Origin of the sequence: Pseudomonas sp. TMW22091 (assembly GCF_022496705.1) — a bacterium.
GTDB classification, from domain to species: Bacteria; Pseudomonadota; Gammaproteobacteria; order Pseudomonadales; family Pseudomonadaceae; genus Aquipseudomonas; species Aquipseudomonas saxonica.
This window is the reverse complement of sequence record NZ_SCFI01000005.1, coordinates 318,517-336,489: the sequence shown is the minus strand read 5'-3', so window position 1 is coordinate 336,489 and position 17,973 is coordinate 318,517. Positions and strand designations below refer to the sequence as shown.

Below are 17,973 nucleotides of genomic sequence, written 5' to 3'. Positions count from 1 at the left end.
CTTGGAGCTTGTAGCTTGCAGCTGTTGTAAAGAGGTTTAGAAGATGGCCGAACGTCTCAGCAACGACTTCCAATTCATCGATGTCGGGCGCAAAGATCCGAAGAAGAAACTGTTACGGCAACGCAAAAAAGAGTTCGTGGAAATCTACGAACCCTTCAAGCCCCAGCAATCGGCCGAGCAGGCTCATCGCTGCCTGGGTTGCGGTAACCCGTACTGTGAATGGAAATGCCCTGTGCATAACTTCATTCCCAACTGGCTCAAGCTGGTGGCCGAGGGCAACATCCTCGCCGCCGCCGAGCTGTCACACCAGACCAACACCCTGCCTGAAGTGTGTGGCCGGGTGTGCCCGCAAGACCGTCTGTGCGAGGGTGCCTGCACCCTCAACGACGGCTTTGGGGCCGTCACTATCGGTTCGGTAGAGAAGTACATCACCGACACCGCGTTCGCCATGGGCTGGCGCCCGGACATGTCCAAGGTGGTGCCGACCGGCAAGCGCGTTGCCATCATCGGTGCGGGGCCTGCGGGTCTGGGCTGTGCCGATGTGCTGGTGCGCGGCGGTGTGACGCCGGTGGTGTTCGACAAGAACCCGGAAATCGGCGGCTTGCTGACCTTCGGCATTCCCGAGTTCAAGCTGGAAAAAACCGTACTGAGCCACCGTCGAGAAGTCTTCACCGGCATGGGTATCGAGTTCCGTCTCAATACCGAAATCGGCAAAGACATCAGCATGGAAGAACTGCTGGCCGAGTACGACGCGGTCTTTATGGGCATGGGCACCTACACCTACATGAAAGGCGGTTTTGCCGGTGAAGACCTGCCCGGTGTGCACGATGCGCTGGATTTTCTGATCGCCAACGTCAACCGCAACCTGGGTTTTGAAAAGTCGCCGGAAGACTTCGTCGACATGAAAGGCAAAAAGATTGTGGTGCTGGGCGGTGGCGACACGGCGATGGACTGCAACCGCACGTCGATTCGTCAGGGCGCTAAATCGGTGACCTGTGCCTATCGTCGTGACGAAGCCAACATGCCGGGCTCACGTAAAGAAGTGAAGAATGCGAAAGAAGAGGGCGTGAAATTCCTCTACAACCGCCAGCCGATTGCCATTGTTGGGGAAGGCAAGGTGCAGGGTGTGAAAGTGGTCGAGACGCGTCTCGGCGAGCCGGATGCCCGTGGTCGTCGCAGTCCTGAGCCGATTCCGGGTTCTGAAGAAATCATTGCGGCGGATGCCGTGATTATTGCCTTCGGTTTTCGCCCAAGCCCGGCCACGTGGTTTGACCAGTTCGAGATCCAGACTGACAGTCAGGGCCGCGTGATTGCGCCTGAGCAGTCGAAGTACAAGCACCAGACCAGCCATCCGAAGATTTTTGCGGGTGGTGACATGGTGCGCGGTTCTGACCTGGTGGTGACCGCGATCTTCGAAGGCCGTACGGCAGCAGAAGGGATCATGGATTACCTGGGCGTCTGAAAACCCCTCACCCTAACCCTCTCCCAGAGGGAGAGGGGACTGGTTTGAAGGTGTTCTTGAGCGTGCGTGCAGGGGACTGGTTTGAAGGTGTTCTTGAGTACGCGCGCGGTCAGCTCCCTCTCCCTCTGGGAGAGGGTTGGGGTGAGGGAAAAGCCTCACCCCGATGCGACTAATCGCCCCGATAGATAAAAGGCACGGCACTTGCCGTGCCTTTTGCGTCCGTCTCTGAGAAAATGCCCGCACTTTTCTTCCGGACGCTGACATGACTGATCTCAAGAATGATCGTTTCCTTCGCGCTTTGCTCAAGCAACCCGTTGATGTAACGCCTGTCTGGATGATGCGTCAGGCCGGTCGCTACCTGCCGGAATACCGTGCCAGCCGTGCCAAGGCCGGCGACTTCATGAGCCTGTGCAAGAACGCGGAATTCGCCTGCGAAGTCACGATGCAGCCTCTGGATCGCTTCCCGCAACTGGATGCGGCCATCTTGTTCTCCGACATCCTGACTATTCCCGATGCTATGGGCCAAGGCCTGTACTTCGAAACGGGTGAAGGCCCGCGCTTCAAGAAAGTGGTCAGCACCCTGGCTGACATCGAAGCACTGCCGATCCCTGATCCGCAAAAAGACCTCGGCTACGTGATGAACGCCGTCAGCACCATCCGCAAAGAGCTAAATGGCCGAGTGCCATTGATTGGCTTCTCCGGCAGCCCTTGGACGCTGGCCACCTACATGGTTGAAGGTGGCTCGTCCAAAGACTTCCGTAAAACCAAGGCCATGCTCTACGACACGCCACAGGCGATGCATCTTCTGCTCGACAAGCTTGCCCAGTCGGTCACCTCTTACCTGAACGGTCAGATTCTGGCCGGTGCCCAAGCGGTGCAAATATTCGATACCTGGGGCGGCAATCTGTCCTCTGCGGCTTACCAGGAATTTTCCCTGGCCTACATGCGCAAAATCGTCAGCGGCCTGATCCGTGAGCACGAAGGGCGTAAAGTGCCGGTGATTCTCTTCACCAAAAACGGCGGTCTGTGGCTTGAAAGCATTGCTGATGCAGGTGCCGACGCCTTGGGCCTGGATTGGACCTGCGATTTGGGTGAAGCCCGTCGTCGCGTGGGTAATAAAGTTGCGCTGCAAGGCAACATGGACCCTACCGTTCTGTATGCCAACCCGGAGGCGATCCGCACCGAGGTCAAACGCATTTTGGCCAGCTACGGCAAGGGGTCAGGTCATGTGTTCAATCTGGGTCATGGCATTACCCCTGAAGTGAAACCCGAGCATGCAGGCGCCTTTATTAGCGCGGTGCATGAGTTCTCAGGGCAGTATCACCAAGAGTAAGCACTATCTTTTTTTAAAAACCCGGCACTGCCGGGTTTTTTTATGCCTGTATAAAAGTCGGTAAGGAGTTGGCGAGAACTTTAAATGCTTAATTTATAGGGAGAAAGTCTTCGGGTGATTAAATAGTAACAAATATTTTCAGGCTTATAAGTTTTATTATTGGGAATAAAGCCACTTTGCTTAAAGATATTTCCTACATAAAGATTATTTCAGCTCTGTAAAATCCAACGGCGATTGAACCCATTTTGTGCGTAGTTTGTTAATACGGTGTAAGTGTTTTCTGAAGGTGGCTGATGTATGTGACCTGAGTTCAGGTTGTGAATGTCTGTTGTCATTGGAATGTGTAAGAGATGTCTGCGCAGATGCGCGAAATGTTTAGTCTGATCCAACTTAGTTGCTCTATAAAAAACGACCTAGTGTCGATTCAATAATGAACTGAAGGGTTTTATTTATGACAATTGCACTTTCAAAGTCTCGGGCTTTGATGGGGTGTGCATCCTCATTGACGTTAATGGCTGCCATGTTCGCGTCCCAGCAGGTAGCCGCGCACGGTTACATGAGCGAACCCCCTTCACGGTCCTATGCGTGCCGGATCAACCTCAATACTGGCTGTGGCCCTGCAACTGATGAGCCGCAATCCGTCGGTGAAGGCGCTAAGGGCTTTCCGGTATTGGGCCCTCCCGATGGCCAACTGGCCAGTGGTGGCTTGACACAGTTCGGCACCATTGATGCTCAGTCGGCGACTCGTTGGCACCAGAGTGACGTGACTGATCGCAATATCAAGTTTGCTTGGCAGTACACCGCTGCCCATAAAACCACCAAATGGGAATACTTCATCACCAAGGCGGGCTGGAATCCTAACCTGCCACTGAGCCGTGAAAGCTTTGACGCGGCACCGTTTTGCGCCGTCGATGGCGCGGGTGGTGTACCGGTTGACGGTGCTGAAGGCACTGGAGGCCCTGGCGCTCAAAAGCATGATTGCGTCATCCCTTCCGATCGCACCGGCCATCACATCATTTTGGGTGCCTGGACCATTGATAACACCGGCGCTGCTTTCTACAACGTAGTTGATGTCAATATCCTTGCAGCTGCGCCAGATCCAGACGGGTATGCCAACGTCGGTACGCTGACAGCCAACCAGTCCCTGCTGCCAGGCGACTCGGTCAAGGCTCGCGCTTTCACAGGCAGTGCTGAAAGTGCTGAGTACAGCTTCAGCGTGAATATCGATTCTGTGGAAGAGGGTCAACCTGAGAATTGGTCGTTCAAGCTGGCTGAAGCTGTAAACGCAGCCAATAAGCCTGTACGTGCCGGTATTCGCAATGAAGAGGGTGTGATCGAGCCAATCAAAGGCACCAATAGCTTCTTCGCCAAGGCAGAAAGCGGTGTCACCACCTACCAAATGCAGACCACGCTGGTTCCCGATCCGGAAGCCTATATGCATGTGCATGATGTGGCGGGCGAGTACGTGCTGGAAAAAGGCCAGGTCGATGTTGGCTTTACGCTGATGACCAATAAAAAAATTGACGTTGAAGCCACCGTTTTCGACGCAAATAACAAACAAGTTGGTGTCACAAAGCAAACCATCGACGCTACCACTGCTCCCGTTAGCGTGGCGGTACGAAGCGCGCCGGGTGCTCACTCCCTTAAGTTGATTGCCACCAGTGAAGACGGTCGTGAGAATTTCCAGGACCTTAAAGCACTCACTCTGACCGGTGAAGGCAGCAGTCATGAGTTCGACGCCATCTACCCGGATGATATTGCCAACTACAAGGTAGGCACCGCGGTCCTGCAACCACAAACCGACAAGGTTTATGTGTGCAAGATTGCCGGCTGGTGCTCACAGGCCCCTGCTTACTATGCGCCTGGTACAGGTTCGCATTGGTCTGATGCCTGGACCGAGAAGTAACCAACGTTAAAGCATCGGGCGGCTCGTTATGAGCAGCCCGATGCTCAATAGCAGGTGAGAGTACGTACCATCATGAAATATTCGATGTTGCAAAAAGTGCTGCACGGATTCTCGGCACTGACAATTATCTGGTTATTGATCTCGGGTTTTTATGTCGGATTAATAAGCGAAAATTTAGCCCTGAAAGTCTTTGTGGGTGAACTTAATGTGTCAGTGAGCTTATTACTGGCGCCTGTGTTTTTGTTGCGTCTATATGTCTCTTTTGGACGAGGATATGGTGCTTTAGCGGGTGAGAAGAGTCTGACGCCGTGGCTGGCATTTTTTGTTCACACAATGATGTATATGTCGGTAGTTGTTGTCCTCATTTCCGGTGTTTTAATGATGGACAGGCCGATAATTTTTTTTAACGTTGTTACGTTTACCCAGCCCTTTAACAGCATGGATGTGACTGGCCTATTTGGCCGCATTCATACACCTGCCTGCGTGTTGCTGGCAGCGCTGATAACCCTGCATGTGGCCGCAGTTATCAAGCATCAGCTATCAGGACAGTCGGTTATCAAACGAATGTTTTGTTAAAGCGCTCTTTATTTTTGGCAGAGGCGTTGCAGGTTCAGTGATGAAGCAGTTTTGAATATTTCGACAGTAGCGCTCAACCGCTATTGGGCGACAACAGTGGGTTGGATAGTGCTGGCATTGCCTCTGGGCTATGGCGGCTTTTTGGCGTGGCAAGAATGGGTATATAGCCAGTCCCTGAGTGCCGTGACGGTATCGGCTCCGCCCAGTGCGCCGACCCCGCCAGCCCCCCGGCAGTACACGCCCGAAGCCATTGCCACAGTGCTGGGCTTCGCGACTCAGAGCCCTTGGGTGCAGAGCGCTGAGCCGCTGCAACTGCGGGCCAGCTTTGTGTCCAGTCGCGGTGTCTCCCAGGCGTTGCTTGCGGGTGCACAAAGCACACGGTTCTACGCAGAGGGTGATCGGTTACCCAGTGGCAGTGTTTTACGCCGCGTTGAGGCGAGCCATGTCGTGCTGTGGCGCAATGGCCGCGAAGAACGGTTAACCCTCAAGCCCGCCAGTAAACACGTTTTACCCGTTTCGGGTACGCCCGGCGCAGCCTCGCCAGCGATCTCCCTTCATCTGCGGCCCGTTGCCGAACAACCTTAGAGAAACCCAATGAGCAAACCCAATGCGTTCAGCATCGGTCATCTTTTGACGTGTAGTGTCATCTGCTGTGCGCTGCTCTCACCCGTTTGGGCATCAGCAGAAGAACAGTTCTGGCAGCTGGCGATGAAGGATGCCGAGCTACGTGATGTGGTGCAGGAAATGTCATCTGTTTTGGGCACTACCGTGGTGCTGGATCCCAGGGTGCAAGGCCGCGTGACGGTTATTTCCGAGCAGGCGCTGGACCGCGAAGGCGTACGTCGGCTGTTCTACTCGGTACTCGATGCCCACGGCTTCACGATCATCGATCAAGGGGATCGGTTGTTGATTCTCCCGGCCGCCGATGCCAAAGCGCGGCCAACCCATTCGCTGGATCAGCCAGCCCCTGCCGAAGCCTTTGTCACTCAGGTCATAGAACTCAATGCCAGTGTGGCAGCCGATCTGGCGGGTTTATTACGCCCCTTGGTGTCCAGCAATGGTTACGTTGGCCCCTCTGCCTCGGCCAACGCGCTGATTATTACCGACACGGCGGCCAATACTCAGCGCATTGCTGACATCGTGCGTCAACTGGATGCCGGTACGCGTTATGGCCACTCTATGGTCGAGCTCAAGCATGGTCTGGCCAGTGACATTGCCAAGGTTATCGAGAAGTCGCTGGATAAAAAAACCACGGGGGCGAGCAGTCAGGTCATCGCTGATCTTTCGAGTAATCGTCTGGTGATCCTGGGCAGCGATGGCGCGCGCAAGCGTTTAAGCGCACTGGCTCGCTCGCTTGACACACCAGCCAGCGCTCAGCAAGAGAACTCACGGGTGCTGCGCCTGCGTCACAGCGATGCCAAGCAATTGGCCGAGGTGCTGGCTGCAGTCGGTCAAGGTATGAAACAAGAGACTGCGCTGGCGGGTGCGACGCAGAAAGCCAGCTCACGCGAGGTGATGGTTGCGGCGGATGAGAGCCAGAACGCCCTGGTCATCATGGCCGACCCGGCGCAGGTTCGTACGCTGGAAAATATCGTGCGTCAGCTCGACCAGCCACGTTCACAAGTGTTGATTCATGCGGCGATCGTTGAAATCTCCGGAGACATCGTTGAAACACTGGGCGTGCAATGGGGCGTCAACACAGGCGGCACACAAGGCGGGATAACCTTCCCGGGGACGGGCATCCAGATCGGCGCGATGCCCTCAAGCGATATAAAAATGCCTGAGGGGGCAGTACTGCAAGTCGGTACCGATCGCTTTAACGCCCTGATATCAGCGCTGGCCAGCGACACCAACAACAACGTGCTATCCACCCCCAGCCTGTTAACCCTGGACAACCAAGAGGCTGAAATTCTGGTGGGGCAGAACGTGCCTTTCAAAACCGGCTCCTACAGTGGCACGGGTAATAGCTCAGAAGGCCCCTTCACCACCGTCACGCGTCAGGACATTGGTATCAGCCTCAAGATCAAACCGCATATCAATGAAGGCAGTTCGCTGCGTCTGGAAGTCGCGCAGGAAAACTCTGAAATTGCGCCGTCACTGCAAGGTGTCGATTCAACGGACTTGATTACCAACAAGCGTGCCTTGAAAAGTACGATCCTGGCTGAAGACGGTGAAATTATCGTCATCGGCGGATTGATCAAGGACAGCGTGCGTACTCAGGTCAGCGGTGTGCCTTTGCTGCGTAGCATTCCCTATCTGGGCGCCTTGTTTCGCTGGAATAAAGACACTCATACGAAAACCAACTTGATGGTTTTTTTACGCCCGACCATTGTGCGCAGCCGTCACGATTCGCGCGAGATCAGCGAAAAACGCTACAACGCTTTGCGAAATCTCAGCAAGCCTGCTTCCCAAGACAGCAATTCGCTGTTGTTGCCGGTCGACCCGCATCAACTCTTCGAAGGCAACCTGCAAGACCCGCCAGCCGTGGACCTGCGCAAACCTGAAGCAGATCGCCCATGATGCCGACGGCCGCACGTTTACCTTTCAGCTTTGCCCGGCGTTTTGGCGTGTTGCTGGACACGTCTACAACCCCAGCGGCCTTGTTGATTCGCGCCGACACCCCGTTGACGGCACTGGCCGAAGCACGGCGGCTGGCCTGCGGCGAGGTGGCCGTTGAGGTCATCACCGACACGCAATTTGGCGAAGTGTTGGCCAGAAGCTACAGCACCGGCCAAAGTGCAGCTGAACAAGTTGCGCAAGGGCTGGACGACGAACTTGACCTGATGAGCCTGGCCGAGCAAGTGCCGCAAACGGCGGACTTGCTGGAGCAGGAGGGTGACGCCCCGATCATTCGTCTGATCAATGCGCTGCTGCGCGAAGCCATGCGCGAGAAAGCCTCGGACGTGCACCTGGAAACCTTCGAGCATTACCTGTCGGTACGCATGCGCATCGACGGCCAGTTACGCGAAGTGTTAAGGCCCAAGCGTGAGCTGGCCAACTTGCTGGTGTCGCGGATCAAAGTCATGGCCCGGCTGGATATTGCTGAAAAACGCGTGCCACAGGATGGTCGTATCAGCCTGCGGCTGGCCGGGCATGAAGTCGATGTGCGGGTGTCGACTTTGCCTTCTGCCCACGGTGAACGGGTTGTGATGCGCTTGCTCGACAAACAGGCCGGGCGTCTGGACCTCAAATGCCTCGGCATGCCGGCCGACACCCTGAGCCGATTTGAACACGTGTTGGCCCGCCCCCACGGCATCTTTCTGGTGACGGGGCCCACCGGTTCAGGCAAAACCACCAGTTTGTACGCCGCGCTCAGCCACCTGAATCACGAGACCCGCAATATTCTGACCGTCGAAGACCCGGTGGAATATCACTTGCCGGGCATCGGCCAAACGCCGGTCAACACCAAAGCCCAGATGACCTTTGCCCGTGGTTTGCGAGCCATTTTGCGTCAGGACCCGGACGTGGTCATGGTCGGTGAAATTCGTGACCAGGAAACCGCCGAAATCGCCGTGCAGGCCTCGTTGACCGGGCACCTCGTATTGTCGACCTTGCACACCAACAGCGCCATTGGCGCAGTCACCCGGCTGGTGGACATGGGCGTAGATGCTTATCTGCTGGCGTCCTCGTTGGTGGGCGTCTTGGCCCAGCGCCTGCTGCGCACCCTGTGTGCTGACTGCAAAACGGCGTACAGCGCCGATCCGGCCACCAGCGTTCGGCTTGGCCTCGCGCCTCAGGCCGCCCCCACTCTGTTCCGCGCCCAGGGTTGCAGCCACTGCCAGCAAGGCTACCGGGGGCGCACCGGTATCTATGAACTGATCGGCATCACCCCGACCTTGGCCGGTCTGATTCACCAGGGCGCCAGCGAACCGGATCTGGTCCTCGAAGCCCGGCAAGGCGCTCCCAGTTTGTTTCAGGACGGTCAGCGGTTGGTGCTCGAAGGGCTGACCAGCCTTGACGAACTGTTGCGTGTGACCCAAGAGGACTGAACATGCCAGCCTTTGAGTATCAGGCGCAGGACGCCAACGGGCGCAAATGCCGCGGGTCACAAGAAGCCGACAGTGCCCGCCATGCCCGTCAGCTTTTGCGAGAACGGGGTTTGCGCCTGACCCACCTGAGCGAGCCTAAAAAGGGCCGGGCCCAGGGCAGCCATGCCCAGTCGGGTACGCGGCTGGGCGTGACCGATCTGGCCTTGCTGACACGCCAGCTGTCGACCTTGATTCATGCCGGTTTACCGCTGGAAGAAGCATTGGGTGCCGTCGCAGCGCAAAGTGAAAAGCGCCGAGTCAGTCAATTATTAGCCGCCGTGCGCAGCCGGGTAATCGAAGGCCATGCATTGGCAACGTCACTGACGGCCTTTCCCAAAGCCTTCCCCGAACTCTTTCGTGCCACGGTCGCAGCCGGTGAGCGCAGTGGCCATTTGGGCCATGTGCTGGAGCAGTTGGCCGACTACACCGAGGCCCGGCATGCGTCGCGGCAAAAGATTCAACTGGCCCTGGTGTATCCGCTGATTCTGTTGGTGGCTTCGTTCTCGATTGTCGGTTTTTTGCTCGGGTACGTAGTGCCCGACGTGGTCAAAATATTTATCAACAGCGGCCAGCCTCTGCCTGCATTGACCCAGGCCATGATCGCCGTCAGCAGCGGCTTGCGCAGTTACGGCGGGTGGCTGCTGGTTCTGTTGTTCGCGGCCGTGTGGGCGGTGCGCTGGGGCTTGCGCCAGCCTCGTCTGAAGCTGCGCTGGCACGTACTGCTGCTGAACCTGCCACTGGTGGGCGGGGTGCTACGCGCGATGGAAGCCGCGCGGTTTGCCAGCACCCTGTCGATCCTCGGCAAAAGCGCCGTACCGCTGGTAGACGCGCTGGAAATCTCGGCCACGGTGATCGCGAATCTGGCCATTCGCCAACGCATGCTTGATGTCGCCCGTTCGGTACGCGAAGGCGGCACCCTGGCCCGAGGGCTGGAACGCAGCGGTGATATCCCGCCCATGATGCTGCACCTGATCGCCAGCGGCGAACGCGCCGGTGAGCTGGACAGCATGTTGGGGCGGGCGGCCGAACAACAGGAAAAAACCCTCGCAGCGCGCATCGCACTGGTGGTGAGTTTGTTTGAACCCATCATGTTGGTGCTGATGGGAGGCGTGGTGTTGTTGATCGTCATGGCCATCCTGCTGCCCATTCTTAGCCTCAATCAACTGGTGAATTGACCGATGAAAACCTCTGCAAAATACGCCCAACGCGGTTTTACGCTGATCGAAATCATGGTGGTCGTGGTGATTATTGGCGTCCTCGGCGCCATTGTTGTTCCGCAGTTCATGAGCCGCCCCGACCAAGCCAAAGTGACGGCGGCGAAGACTGATATTCAGGCCATCTCAACCGCCCTTGAGATGTACCGCCTCGACACCTTCAGCTACCCCTCGACCCAGCAGGGCCTCGAAGCGCTGATAAAGCAACCGTCGGGCACGCCGGTGGCTAAAAACTGGAACCCCCAGGGCTATCTCAAAAGCATGCCGAAAGACCCGTGGGGCATGCCTTATCAATACCTGAACCCTGGCACTCACTCCGCGAGCTATGACCTGTTTTCCTTGGGTTCCGATGGCGTACCCGGTGGCGAAGCACATGCCGCTGATATCGGTAACTGGGAGTAAAAGGGCATGCGGCAGGCATCGTCGGGTTTTACCTTGGTCGAACTGATGGTGGTCATTGTGCTGATCGGCGTACTGGCCTCGATGGTGCATATCAACCTGGGCGACAACAACGCCCGCAATGCCCGTCAAGAAGCGGATGTATTGCAGAGCTTGATGCACGGGCTGCGCGAGAAGGCCGTGCTTGATGGCCAGGAATATGGCCTGCGGCTAGAACCGGGGGCTTACCAATTGATGCGCTTTGAGCGCAATCGCTGGGAGGCGGTCGACACGCGAGTGCCACTGCCGTTCGGTCTGGTGCTGAACTTAACCCTGGACGGCCAGACCCAGCCTCTCGTGCCCTTGGCCGACATGCCGCAATTGTTGTGGTTGAGCAGTGATGAAAGCACCGCCTTCAGTCTGCACTTCGACAGCCCGCCCCGGCGCTGGCGCAGCATTGTCAGCGATGGCATCGGTGACCCTGAAATTGAAATACCTGAGCCAGCCAATGAAGGCTGAAAAGGGCTTTACCTTATTGGAAATCATGATTGCTCTGGCGATCTTTGCCACGCTGGCTGCGGCTGTCATGTCGGCCAGTCAGTATGTGCTGGGGCAAAGTGCGCGTGTTGAGGCCCGGCTATTGGCCGCATGGCTGGCCGACAATCATCTGGGTGAACTTGAGCTGCAGAGCGCGCCGTTGGTCACAGGGCAACGCACCCTTAATGTGACCTACGCGCAGCGTGACTGGCGCGTGCACCAGCGCATTGTGTCCGAGCCCGGTACCGGTTTGCTGCGGGTCGAGCTGGACGTCAGCCCGGCAGGCAGCGATGAGGCTTTGCAGTCTGTGACCCACTGGCTGGCCATCAAGCATGACTAAATCTCAGGCCGGTTTTACCTTGCTTGAACTGGTGATCGCCATTGCCATCTTCGCTTTGCTGGGCATCGGCTGTTGGCGCCTGTTTGACAGCGTGGTGCGCGCCGAGCGCAGCAGCACTGAGCATCAGCACGCCCTGCGAAGCGTGCAACGTGCCGTCGCGCTGATTGAGCGCGATGTGCTGCAGGTGCAAACCTCGGCCAAAAAACCGGGTTTGACCCTGTCTGCCAATCAACTCTCCCTGCGCCGGGCCAACTGGCGTAATCCGTTGGGCCAGCCACGCAGTGAATTGCAGGACGTCAGCTATCAATTGGAAAGCGGCGTGCTGTGGCGCCATAGCCGTGGGCTGGAAGGGGGAGCGCTGCAACAGCAAAAGCTGCTCAGCGATGTACGCAGTGTTCGCTGGCGGCTGTACGACAGTAAAAACGGCTGGCGCCAGCAGTGGCCGACCCGTAAAGACGCCTCCGTTGACGGGCCCAAAGCGCTTGAATTGCAGCTCTCGGTTGGACGCTTCGAGGGTATCCGCCGGGTGCTGTTACTGCCGGAGGGCGAGTAATGCGGCGCAACCAGCAAGGCATTGCCCTGATAACCGTATTACTGGTCATGAGCCTGGCCCTGCTGGTCACTGCGGGTATGTTGCGCAGCCACCGTCTGGCGCTGCACAGCAGTGCCCAGCAGATTCACCAGTTACAGCTTCGAAAGCTGGCGTTTGCCGGGGAAACCTGGGCGCTTGAGCACCTCAAGACGCAACTGCGCGACCCGGCGGCCAGCGTCGCGGCAGGACAAGTCTGGGCCAACGCTCAGCCTCAATTGAACATCGACAACGGCCGGATTGAGGTTGAAATCGAAGACCTGGCCGCCCGTTTCAACATCACCGCCTTACTCGCCAAAGGCCCGGCCGACAAAGTGCTGGCGCAACGCTGGAGGCGTCTGCAAGCACTGCTCAAGCTCTCAGAGGTTGAGGCCAGCGCATTACAAGGTTTGAACCTGAGCGACATCAGCCAATTGCGCCAAGTGCCCGGCATTGACGGCCCGTGGCTCAAGACTTTGCAGCCGTGGGTTGTGCTGTTGCCCAAGGAGGCGGCCCTCAATATCAACACCGCGTCTGCCACCGTGCTCGCCACGCTGGAAGGGGTCACGCCGCACGTGGCTAATCAATTATTCGCTGAGCGCCCCTTGCAAGGCCATGCCAGCGTTCAGGACTTCACCTTCACCCCGGCGCTGATCGGACTGGGCGTTCAGGCCACAGGCTTGGGCACCACCAGCCGCTGGTTTCGCATCACCACTCATGCGCGCCTGGGCCAAAGCCGCTTACGTCTTGAAAGCGATGTGGCCCGCGACCTCAAAACCGATAAGTGGCACCTCTTGCAGCGGCGCTTGTTGGCGCCCAAACACAGCGAATCCCTTGATGAATAGCTGGCTTTATCTCACCGCCCACTGCGTTGCCGAGGGGGCTGAAACAGACGTCGATACGGCTTGCGTATCTGTCTGGCACGACCCGGCAGCCATAGAAAGTACTTCGTTAAATGAAGCAGCAGCCCGATTGAAAGACCGTCAGGTCAACCTGATTCTGCCGATGGAACGGTGCAGCTGGTTGCTCACCGAGCCTTGGCCTAATAAGCGCCGGCCCGGCGCACAAGCGCTGGCCTTCGCTGTAGAAGACCAACTGGCTGACGATCTTGATGAATTGCATATTGCCGTAGGGCCAATGGATGCCCAGCGTCGGTATCCCTTGATGATTACTCACAAACAGCGCTTCAAGGAATTGCTGGAGCTGTTGCGTCAGCGCGGTTTCAACATCGTCAGTGTGCAAGTGGACGCTGACCTGCTGCCCGCAGAGGCTGCGTGCAAGGCCGAGTGGGGTGGGCGCTGGATTGTCGGCGGGGCCCTGGAAGCCCGCGTGGCGTTGTCGGGGCCAGCACTCGATCTCGTGGCGGCTCGCTTGCAGGCACCTCTGACTGAGCGTGCCATCGACTGGAACGTACCGCCCAAAGAGGCCATCAACCTGCTGCAGGGCGAGTTTGCACGGCGTTCTCAAGGTTGGCCGTGGCGACGATGCAGTGCGGCGTTACTGCTTACGTTTGCCTTCGCACTGGGGTTTACCCATCTGCGCAGCAGCGTGCTTGAAGACGAAGCCGCTCGTGTGTATGCCCTGAGTGAAGCGCGATTCAAAACCCTGTATCCGGAGCAAACCCGCATCGTCGACTTATCTGCGCAACTCAAGGCCTTGCAACAACAGGGCGCTCCTGCTCGCAACGGCCACATGGTTCGACTGCTGCAATTGACCGAACAGGTGCTGGGCGCCAGCTCTGTCGAAGTGCAACGCATGGAGTGGCGAGCGAATATCGGCTGGGTACTGAACATCACCGCCAGCAGCTTTGCCCAGCTCGAACAATTGCGTGAACGCGGTGTGCAAAGTGGCATACCGGTCACCGTGGGTAACGCCAGTCAGCAGGGCGGCCGTGTTCAGGCCATTGTCACCGTGAGGGATGAATCATGAAGGCTCGCCTGCGTGAACGCTGGCTGCAACTGCCACGACGTGACCGTCAATTGTGCGCAGTCCTGGCTGTTTTTTTGCTGATTGTCGTGAGTGTTTATGGGCTGTGGTTACCGGCACGGCAACGACTGGCAACGGCTGAGGCGCTCTACCTCAAACACCTTGCGCAAGCGGCTGACGTTCAGCAGGCCCGCCCGACGCTGGCGACCAAAGTGTTTGATCAACCGTTGAGCGCGCGCCTGAGTGAAAGTGCAGCCCGTTCGGGGTTGAACGTGCAGCAATTCGACGTCGATGCCGCAGGCATACGTATTGGCTTGAATGGCGATGCCACCACGGTGCTGGGCTGGTTGCATCGCATCGAACAAGAAGGGGCTCAATTTGAAAACCTGAGTCTGGAAAAACAAGACTCAGGCTTGCAGGCTCAACTGCTGATCAACAACCCGGAATAGTGCTTGGGGTCACGCTTTTTTGGCATTGCCCGGCAGTACCGGCAGCCGGGCCAAATGCAGCGACACCAGCAGCGCAATCACCAGCAACGCGCCAATAAACAGGCCGATGCCGTTCCAGCCGCCGATGTGCCAAAACACGCCGCCCAACGTGCCAGCAATGCTCGAGCCGGCGTAATAGCTGAACAGGTACAGCGACGATGCCTGTCCTTTGGCTTTGGTGGCTCGGCGCCCGATCCAGCTGCTGGCTACCGAGTGGGCGCCGAAGAAACCGAAGGTGAACAGCAGCATGCCGATGATCACAAATGGGATGGGCGTCAGCATCGTCAGGGCGACCCCGGCCAGCATCAGCACAATCACCGCCCACAGCACCCGGCGACGGCCCAGCTTGTCCGCCAGGGCACCGATTTTTGCCGAGCTGTAAATGCCTGACAGATAGACAATCGAGAGCATCCCCACCAAGGCTTGATTCATGTTGTATGGGTCAGCCAGCAGGCGATAACCGATGTAGTTGAACATCGTCACAAAGCTGCCCATCAGCAAGAACGCTTCAAGAAACAACCACGGCAGGCCAGCGTCGCGAAAGTGCATGGTGAAGCCATCAAGCAGGCTGCGCGGGTTCATGGCCCGTGGGCGAAAATTGCGCGACTCCGGCAGGATTTTCACAAACACCAGTGCGGCCGCCAGCGCCAGCCCGCCAATCACCAGCATTGCCGTGTGCCAGCTGACAAAGTCGATCAACACGCCGGTGATCAGGCGCCCGCTCATGCCGCCAATGGCGTTGCCGCCGATATACAGCCCCATCGCCAGCCCGATGTGTTGCGGGTGAATTTCTTCGCTCAAATAGGTCATGGCCACTGCCGCCAGCCCGCTCAGCGACAAGCCCACCAGCGCGCGAGTGATCAATACGCCTTCCCAGCTCGGCATCAGCGCACTCAATACCGTAAATAGACCGGCTGAAAACAGCGCAAAAACCATCACCGGCTTGCGCCCGAAAGCATCTGAAATAGGCCCTGTGATCAACAAACCAATGGCCAGCATGGCGGTGGCCACCGACAGGATCAGACTGCTCTGTGCCGCATTGATCCCGTACTCATGGGACAGCATCGGCATCATCGGTTGCACGCAGTACAGCAAAGCAAAGGTCGCAAACCCGCCCGAGAACAGCGCCAGCACCGTGCGCATAAACATCGGTGTGCCTTTCTCGATAAACACATCATTTAATTGAGCGACAACATCATCCAGCGGCGCAGGCGGGATTTCGTGGGCGAGTGGAGCAACAGCAGTTTTCACGGGGGACCTCTGGAAAAGCGGAAAGCCGAACGGCAATGACAAAAGAATATAGGCGGCTAACGATTCTTTCCAATATATTATTCGACATGTTTGATAGGTTTAACGACTTAATGAGGTGTGCATGGAACTGCGTCATTTACGCTACTTCATAGCGGTGGCCGAAGAATTGCACTTTGGCCGGGCTGCGCAGGTGCTGGGCATTTCCCAACCGCCGCTTAGTCAGCAAATACAGGCGCTGGAGCAGGAGTTGGGCGCGCGGTTGTTTGACCGCACCAACCGACGGGTGGCGCTCAGTGAAGCGGGGCGGCTGTTTCTGGAAGAAGCGCGTCAGGTGCTGGCTCAGGTCGACAAAGCCGCGGATGTGGCGCGACGGGCGCAGTTGGGGGAATTGGGCGAACTGAAGATTGGTTTCACCTCGTCGGCCCCCTTCAACTCCAGCATTCCCCAGGCCATCTTTGCGTTTCGTCAGGCCTTCCCGGCGGTGCACCTGAATCTCAAGGAAATGAGCAGCCGCGACGTGGCCGAAGGGTTGGTGGATGAGTCCATCGAAGTGGGCATCATGCGACCGTTGGCCTTGCCCGACTCGTTGGTGGCCGTGGAGTTGTTCCGTGAGCCATTGGTGGCGGTGATTCGGGCGGATCACCCGTTGGCTGAGGGCAGTGAGACGGGGTTGCAGTTGGCGGCGTTGGCGGACGAACCCTTTGTATTCTTCCCGCGCACCTACGGCAGCGGTTTGTACGCGCAATTACTCAGCCTGGCGCGGCAAGCGGGGTTCAGTCCGCATTTTTCACAGGAGGCGGGGGAGGCCATGACCATTATTGGTCTGGTGTCGGCGGGTTTGGGCGTGTCAGTGTTGCCGGCGTCTTTTCAGCACATGCGCATCAAAGGGGTGGTTTACCGGCCGTTGCTGGATGCAGATGCGAACACGGCCGTGTGGCAAGTGCAACGCAGAGGCTCCAGCTCACCGATGGCGAGTGCGTTTGCGCAGTTGTTGCGGCGCAAGACGTTGCAGCCCTCACCCTAACCCTCTCCCAGAGGGAGAGGGGACTTGATCGTGGTGTTGCGCACATTTGCTTGCACACAAAGAGGGTGGCAGCTGTACGCGGGTGTGCAAGACCGAGGATATAGAACTCAGCAGACTCGAAAGTCTCCCCCGCACAGCCGCCATAAGGCGGGCTGAGGTTGCTGCACTATATCGATCGAACTTGCACGTCCGGTCACCCATGAGGGATGACGCATCGAAGGCTAGTGATCGAAAGAGGCAGGCGCAAGGCCAAAGGATTCTCTAGGAATCGTCCTGCAAAGGAAAGGGACCGCGCCCGCAGGCATTGCCGCAGCGCCTCCGATCAAGTCCCCTCTCCCTTTGGGAGAGGGCTAGGGTGAGGGTCGTGCGGATCACCCGGTCATCAACTTATCCACAGACACTTTCACCTGAGCAATCAAATGCACGACAGCCAACGCCACGTCGCGGTTGAGTCCTTGTAGGTTATCGGCCGATGCATACGCGGTCGCGAGGGCGCACCGCAGCAGTTCATGGGTGTGTTCGAAGGTTTGATCGTAGTCGGGTGCGGGAGTCATGGTGCAGTTCCTTTCGTTAGTTAAGAGCTGACGCCATTTGCTTGCACACAAAGAGGGTGGCAGCTGTACGCGGGTGTGCAAGACCGGTCGAAAGGAACGCAATCCCGGCAGGCGCGAAGACCTCCCACGTACAGCCGCCATAAAGCTGGATATTTGGCGGTGATTTCCATGTTCCTGACTCGACTCGAACTTGCACGTCCGGTCACCCATGGGGGATGACGCATCGAAGGCTAGTGATCGAAAGAGGCAGGCGCAAGGCCAAAGGATTCTCTAGGAATCGTCCTGCAAAGGAAAGGGACCGCGCCCGCAGGCATTGTTACCGAGTGATAAAACAGGACATTTGCCGTCATACAACGGGCTTGGAATGTTGAAAGTAAAGCTGCGCAAA

18 protein-coding genes are annotated in these 17,973 nt (G+C 57.5%); 16 read left to right on the top strand and 2 right to left on the bottom strand.

Going from position 1 to position 17,973, the window contains the following annotated elements:
* The first annotated feature begins 43 nt into the window (after nt 1-43).
* The 15 genes from EQV93_RS12480 to gspM all read left to right on the top strand — a co-directional run bounded on the left by EQV93_RS12480 (nt 44) and on the right by gspM (nt 14,717).
* On the top strand, nt 44-1,462 hold the full coding sequence (locus EQV93_RS12480; protein WP_122785187.1) for an FAD-dependent oxidoreductase: 1,419 nt from the start codon (nt 44-46) through the stop codon (nt 1,460-1,462).
* Between the two features lie 262 nt (nt 1,463-1,724).
* Nucleotides 1,725-2,795, top strand: a complete 1,071-nt coding sequence (gene hemE, locus EQV93_RS12475; protein WP_122785186.1) for a uroporphyrinogen decarboxylase — start codon at nt 1,725-1,727, stop codon at nt 2,793-2,795.
* 556 nt (nt 2,796-3,351) lie between these two features.
* Nucleotides 3,352-4,701, top strand: a complete 1,350-nt coding sequence (locus tag EQV93_RS12470) for a lytic polysaccharide monooxygenase (RefSeq protein WP_240891663.1) — start codon at nt 3,352-3,354, stop codon at nt 4,699-4,701.
* Between the two features lie 84 nt (nt 4,702-4,785).
* Nucleotides 4,786-5,277, top strand: a complete 492-nt coding sequence (locus EQV93_RS12465) for a cytochrome b (protein ID WP_240891662.1) — start codon at nt 4,786-4,788, stop codon at nt 5,275-5,277.
* Nucleotides 5,278-5,328: 51 nt separating this feature from the next.
* On the top strand, nt 5,329-5,862 hold the full coding sequence (locus EQV93_RS12460) for a type II secretion system protein N (protein WP_240891661.1): 534 nt from the start codon (nt 5,329-5,331) through the stop codon (nt 5,860-5,862).
* A 9-nt stretch (nt 5,863-5,871) separates the two neighbouring features.
* Complete coding sequence (gene gspD, locus EQV93_RS12455; protein WP_240891660.1) at nt 5,872-7,797, top strand: type II secretion system secretin GspD; 1,926 nt, start codon at nt 5,872-5,874, stop codon at nt 7,795-7,797.
* Nucleotides 7,794-9,266 (top strand): type II secretion system ATPase GspE, encoded by a 1,473-nt coding sequence (gspE, locus tag EQV93_RS12450; protein ID WP_158636740.1) that lies wholly within the window; start codon nt 7,794-7,796, stop codon nt 9,264-9,266. Before gspD ends, gspE begins: the two co-directional genes overlap by 4 nt.
* A gap of 2 nt (nt 9,267-9,268) precedes the next feature.
* Nucleotides 9,269-10,480 (top strand): type II secretion system inner membrane protein GspF, encoded by a 1,212-nt coding sequence (gspF, locus tag EQV93_RS12445; protein WP_146384864.1) that lies wholly within the window; start codon nt 9,269-9,271, stop codon nt 10,478-10,480.
* A gap of 3 nt (nt 10,481-10,483) precedes the next feature.
* The gene (gene gspG / locus EQV93_RS12440) at nt 10,484-10,921 is read left to right on the top strand and encodes a type II secretion system major pseudopilin GspG (RefSeq protein WP_122785182.1); all 438 of its coding nucleotides are present in this window, start codon (nt 10,484-10,486) and stop codon (nt 10,919-10,921) included.
* A 6-nt stretch (nt 10,922-10,927) separates the two neighbouring features.
* Nucleotides 10,928-11,416 carry a type II secretion system minor pseudopilin GspH gene (gene gspH, locus EQV93_RS12435; protein WP_122785181.1) on the top strand — a complete coding sequence of 163 codons (489 nt, stop codon included), beginning with the start codon at nt 10,928-10,930 and terminating at the stop codon, nt 11,414-11,416.
* The gene (gspI, locus tag EQV93_RS12430; protein ID WP_122785180.1) at nt 11,406-11,774 is read left to right on the top strand and encodes a type II secretion system minor pseudopilin GspI; all 369 of its coding nucleotides are present in this window, start codon (nt 11,406-11,408) and stop codon (nt 11,772-11,774) included. Before gspH ends, gspI begins: the two co-directional genes overlap by 11 nt.
* A complete protein-coding gene (gene gspJ / locus EQV93_RS12425; protein ID WP_240891659.1) occupies nt 11,767-12,327 on the top strand; it encodes a type II secretion system minor pseudopilin GspJ in 561 nt (186 codons plus the stop codon). The genes gspI and gspJ overlap by 8 nt, the downstream gene beginning before the upstream one ends.
* Nucleotides 12,327-13,187 carry a type II secretion system protein GspK gene (locus EQV93_RS12420; protein WP_240891658.1) on the top strand — a complete coding sequence of 287 codons (861 nt, stop codon included), beginning with the start codon at nt 12,327-12,329 and terminating at the stop codon, nt 13,185-13,187. Before gspJ ends, EQV93_RS12420 begins: the two co-directional genes overlap by 1 nt.
* Complete coding sequence (gene gspL, locus EQV93_RS12415) at nt 13,180-14,271, top strand: type II secretion system protein GspL (protein ID WP_240891657.1); 1,092 nt, start codon at nt 13,180-13,182, stop codon at nt 14,269-14,271. The genes EQV93_RS12420 and gspL overlap by 8 nt, the downstream gene beginning before the upstream one ends.
* Complete coding sequence (gene gspM, locus EQV93_RS12410) at nt 14,268-14,717, top strand: type II secretion system protein GspM (RefSeq protein WP_240891656.1); 450 nt, start codon at nt 14,268-14,270, stop codon at nt 14,715-14,717. The genes gspL and gspM overlap by 4 nt, the downstream gene beginning before the upstream one ends.
* Nucleotides 14,718-14,726: 9 nt before the next feature.
* Here the strand turns inward: gspM and EQV93_RS12405 are convergent, their stop codons facing one another.
* Nucleotides 14,727-15,974, bottom strand: coding sequence for an MFS transporter (locus EQV93_RS12405; RefSeq protein WP_411736501.1), 1,248 nt, complete (start codon nt 15,972-15,974; stop codon nt 14,727-14,729).
* Between the two features lie 154 nt (nt 15,975-16,128).
* Between EQV93_RS12405 and EQV93_RS12400 the strand changes: the two genes are divergently transcribed.
* Complete coding sequence (locus EQV93_RS12400; protein WP_240891655.1) at nt 16,129-17,031, top strand: LysR family transcriptional regulator; 903 nt, start codon at nt 16,129-16,131, stop codon at nt 17,029-17,031.
* Nucleotides 17,032-17,402: 371 nt separating this feature from the next.
* Here the strand turns inward: EQV93_RS12400 and EQV93_RS12395 are convergent, their stop codons facing one another.
* On the bottom strand, nt 17,403-17,585 hold the full coding sequence (locus EQV93_RS12395) for a DUF6124 family protein (RefSeq protein WP_122770841.1): 183 nt from the start codon (nt 17,583-17,585) through the stop codon (nt 17,403-17,405).
* Nucleotides 17,586-17,973: the final 388 nt, after the last annotated feature.

Bases quoted from the DNA above. Each gene is read 5' to 3' on its own strand.
- EQV93_RS12480 (WP_122785187.1), top strand. From the start codon at position 44: ATGGCCGAACGTCTCAGCAACGACTTCCAATTCATCGATGTCGGGCGC.
- hemE (WP_122785186.1), top strand. From the start codon at position 1,725: ATGACTGATCTCAAGAATGATCGTTTCCTTCGCGCTTTGCTCAAGCAA.
- EQV93_RS12470 (WP_240891663.1), top strand. From the start codon at position 3,352: ATGAGCGAACCCCCTTCACGGTCCTATGCGTGCCGGATCAACCTCAAT.
- EQV93_RS12465 (WP_240891662.1), top strand. From the start codon at position 4,786: ATGTTGCAAAAAGTGCTGCACGGATTCTCGGCACTGACAATTATCTGG.
- gspD (WP_240891660.1), top strand. From the start codon at position 5,872: ATGAGCAAACCCAATGCGTTCAGCATCGGTCATCTTTTGACGTGTAGT.
- gspE (WP_158636740.1), top strand. From the start codon at position 7,794: ATGATGCCGACGGCCGCACGTTTACCTTTCAGCTTTGCCCGGCGTTTT.
- gspF (WP_146384864.1), top strand. From the start codon at position 9,269: ATGCCAGCCTTTGAGTATCAGGCGCAGGACGCCAACGGGCGCAAATGC.
- gspG (WP_122785182.1), top strand. From the start codon at position 10,484: ATGAAAACCTCTGCAAAATACGCCCAACGCGGTTTTACGCTGATCGAA.
- gspH (WP_122785181.1), top strand. From the start codon at position 10,928: ATGCGGCAGGCATCGTCGGGTTTTACCTTGGTCGAACTGATGGTGGTC.
- gspI (WP_122785180.1), top strand. From the start codon at position 11,406: ATGAAGGCTGAAAAGGGCTTTACCTTATTGGAAATCATGATTGCTCTG.
- gspJ (WP_240891659.1), top strand. From the start codon at position 11,767: ATGACTAAATCTCAGGCCGGTTTTACCTTGCTTGAACTGGTGATCGCC.
- EQV93_RS12420 (WP_240891658.1), top strand. From the start codon at position 12,327: ATGCGGCGCAACCAGCAAGGCATTGCCCTGATAACCGTATTACTGGTC.
- gspL (WP_240891657.1), top strand. From the start codon at position 13,180: ATGAATAGCTGGCTTTATCTCACCGCCCACTGCGTTGCCGAGGGGGCT.
- gspM (WP_240891656.1), top strand. From the start codon at position 14,268: ATGAAGGCTCGCCTGCGTGAACGCTGGCTGCAACTGCCACGACGTGAC.
- EQV93_RS12400 (WP_240891655.1), top strand. From the start codon at position 16,129: ATGGAACTGCGTCATTTACGCTACTTCATAGCGGTGGCCGAAGAATTG.
- EQV93_RS12395 (WP_122770841.1), bottom strand. From the start codon at position 17,585: ATGACTCCCGCACCCGACTACGATCAAACCTTCGAACACACCCATGAA.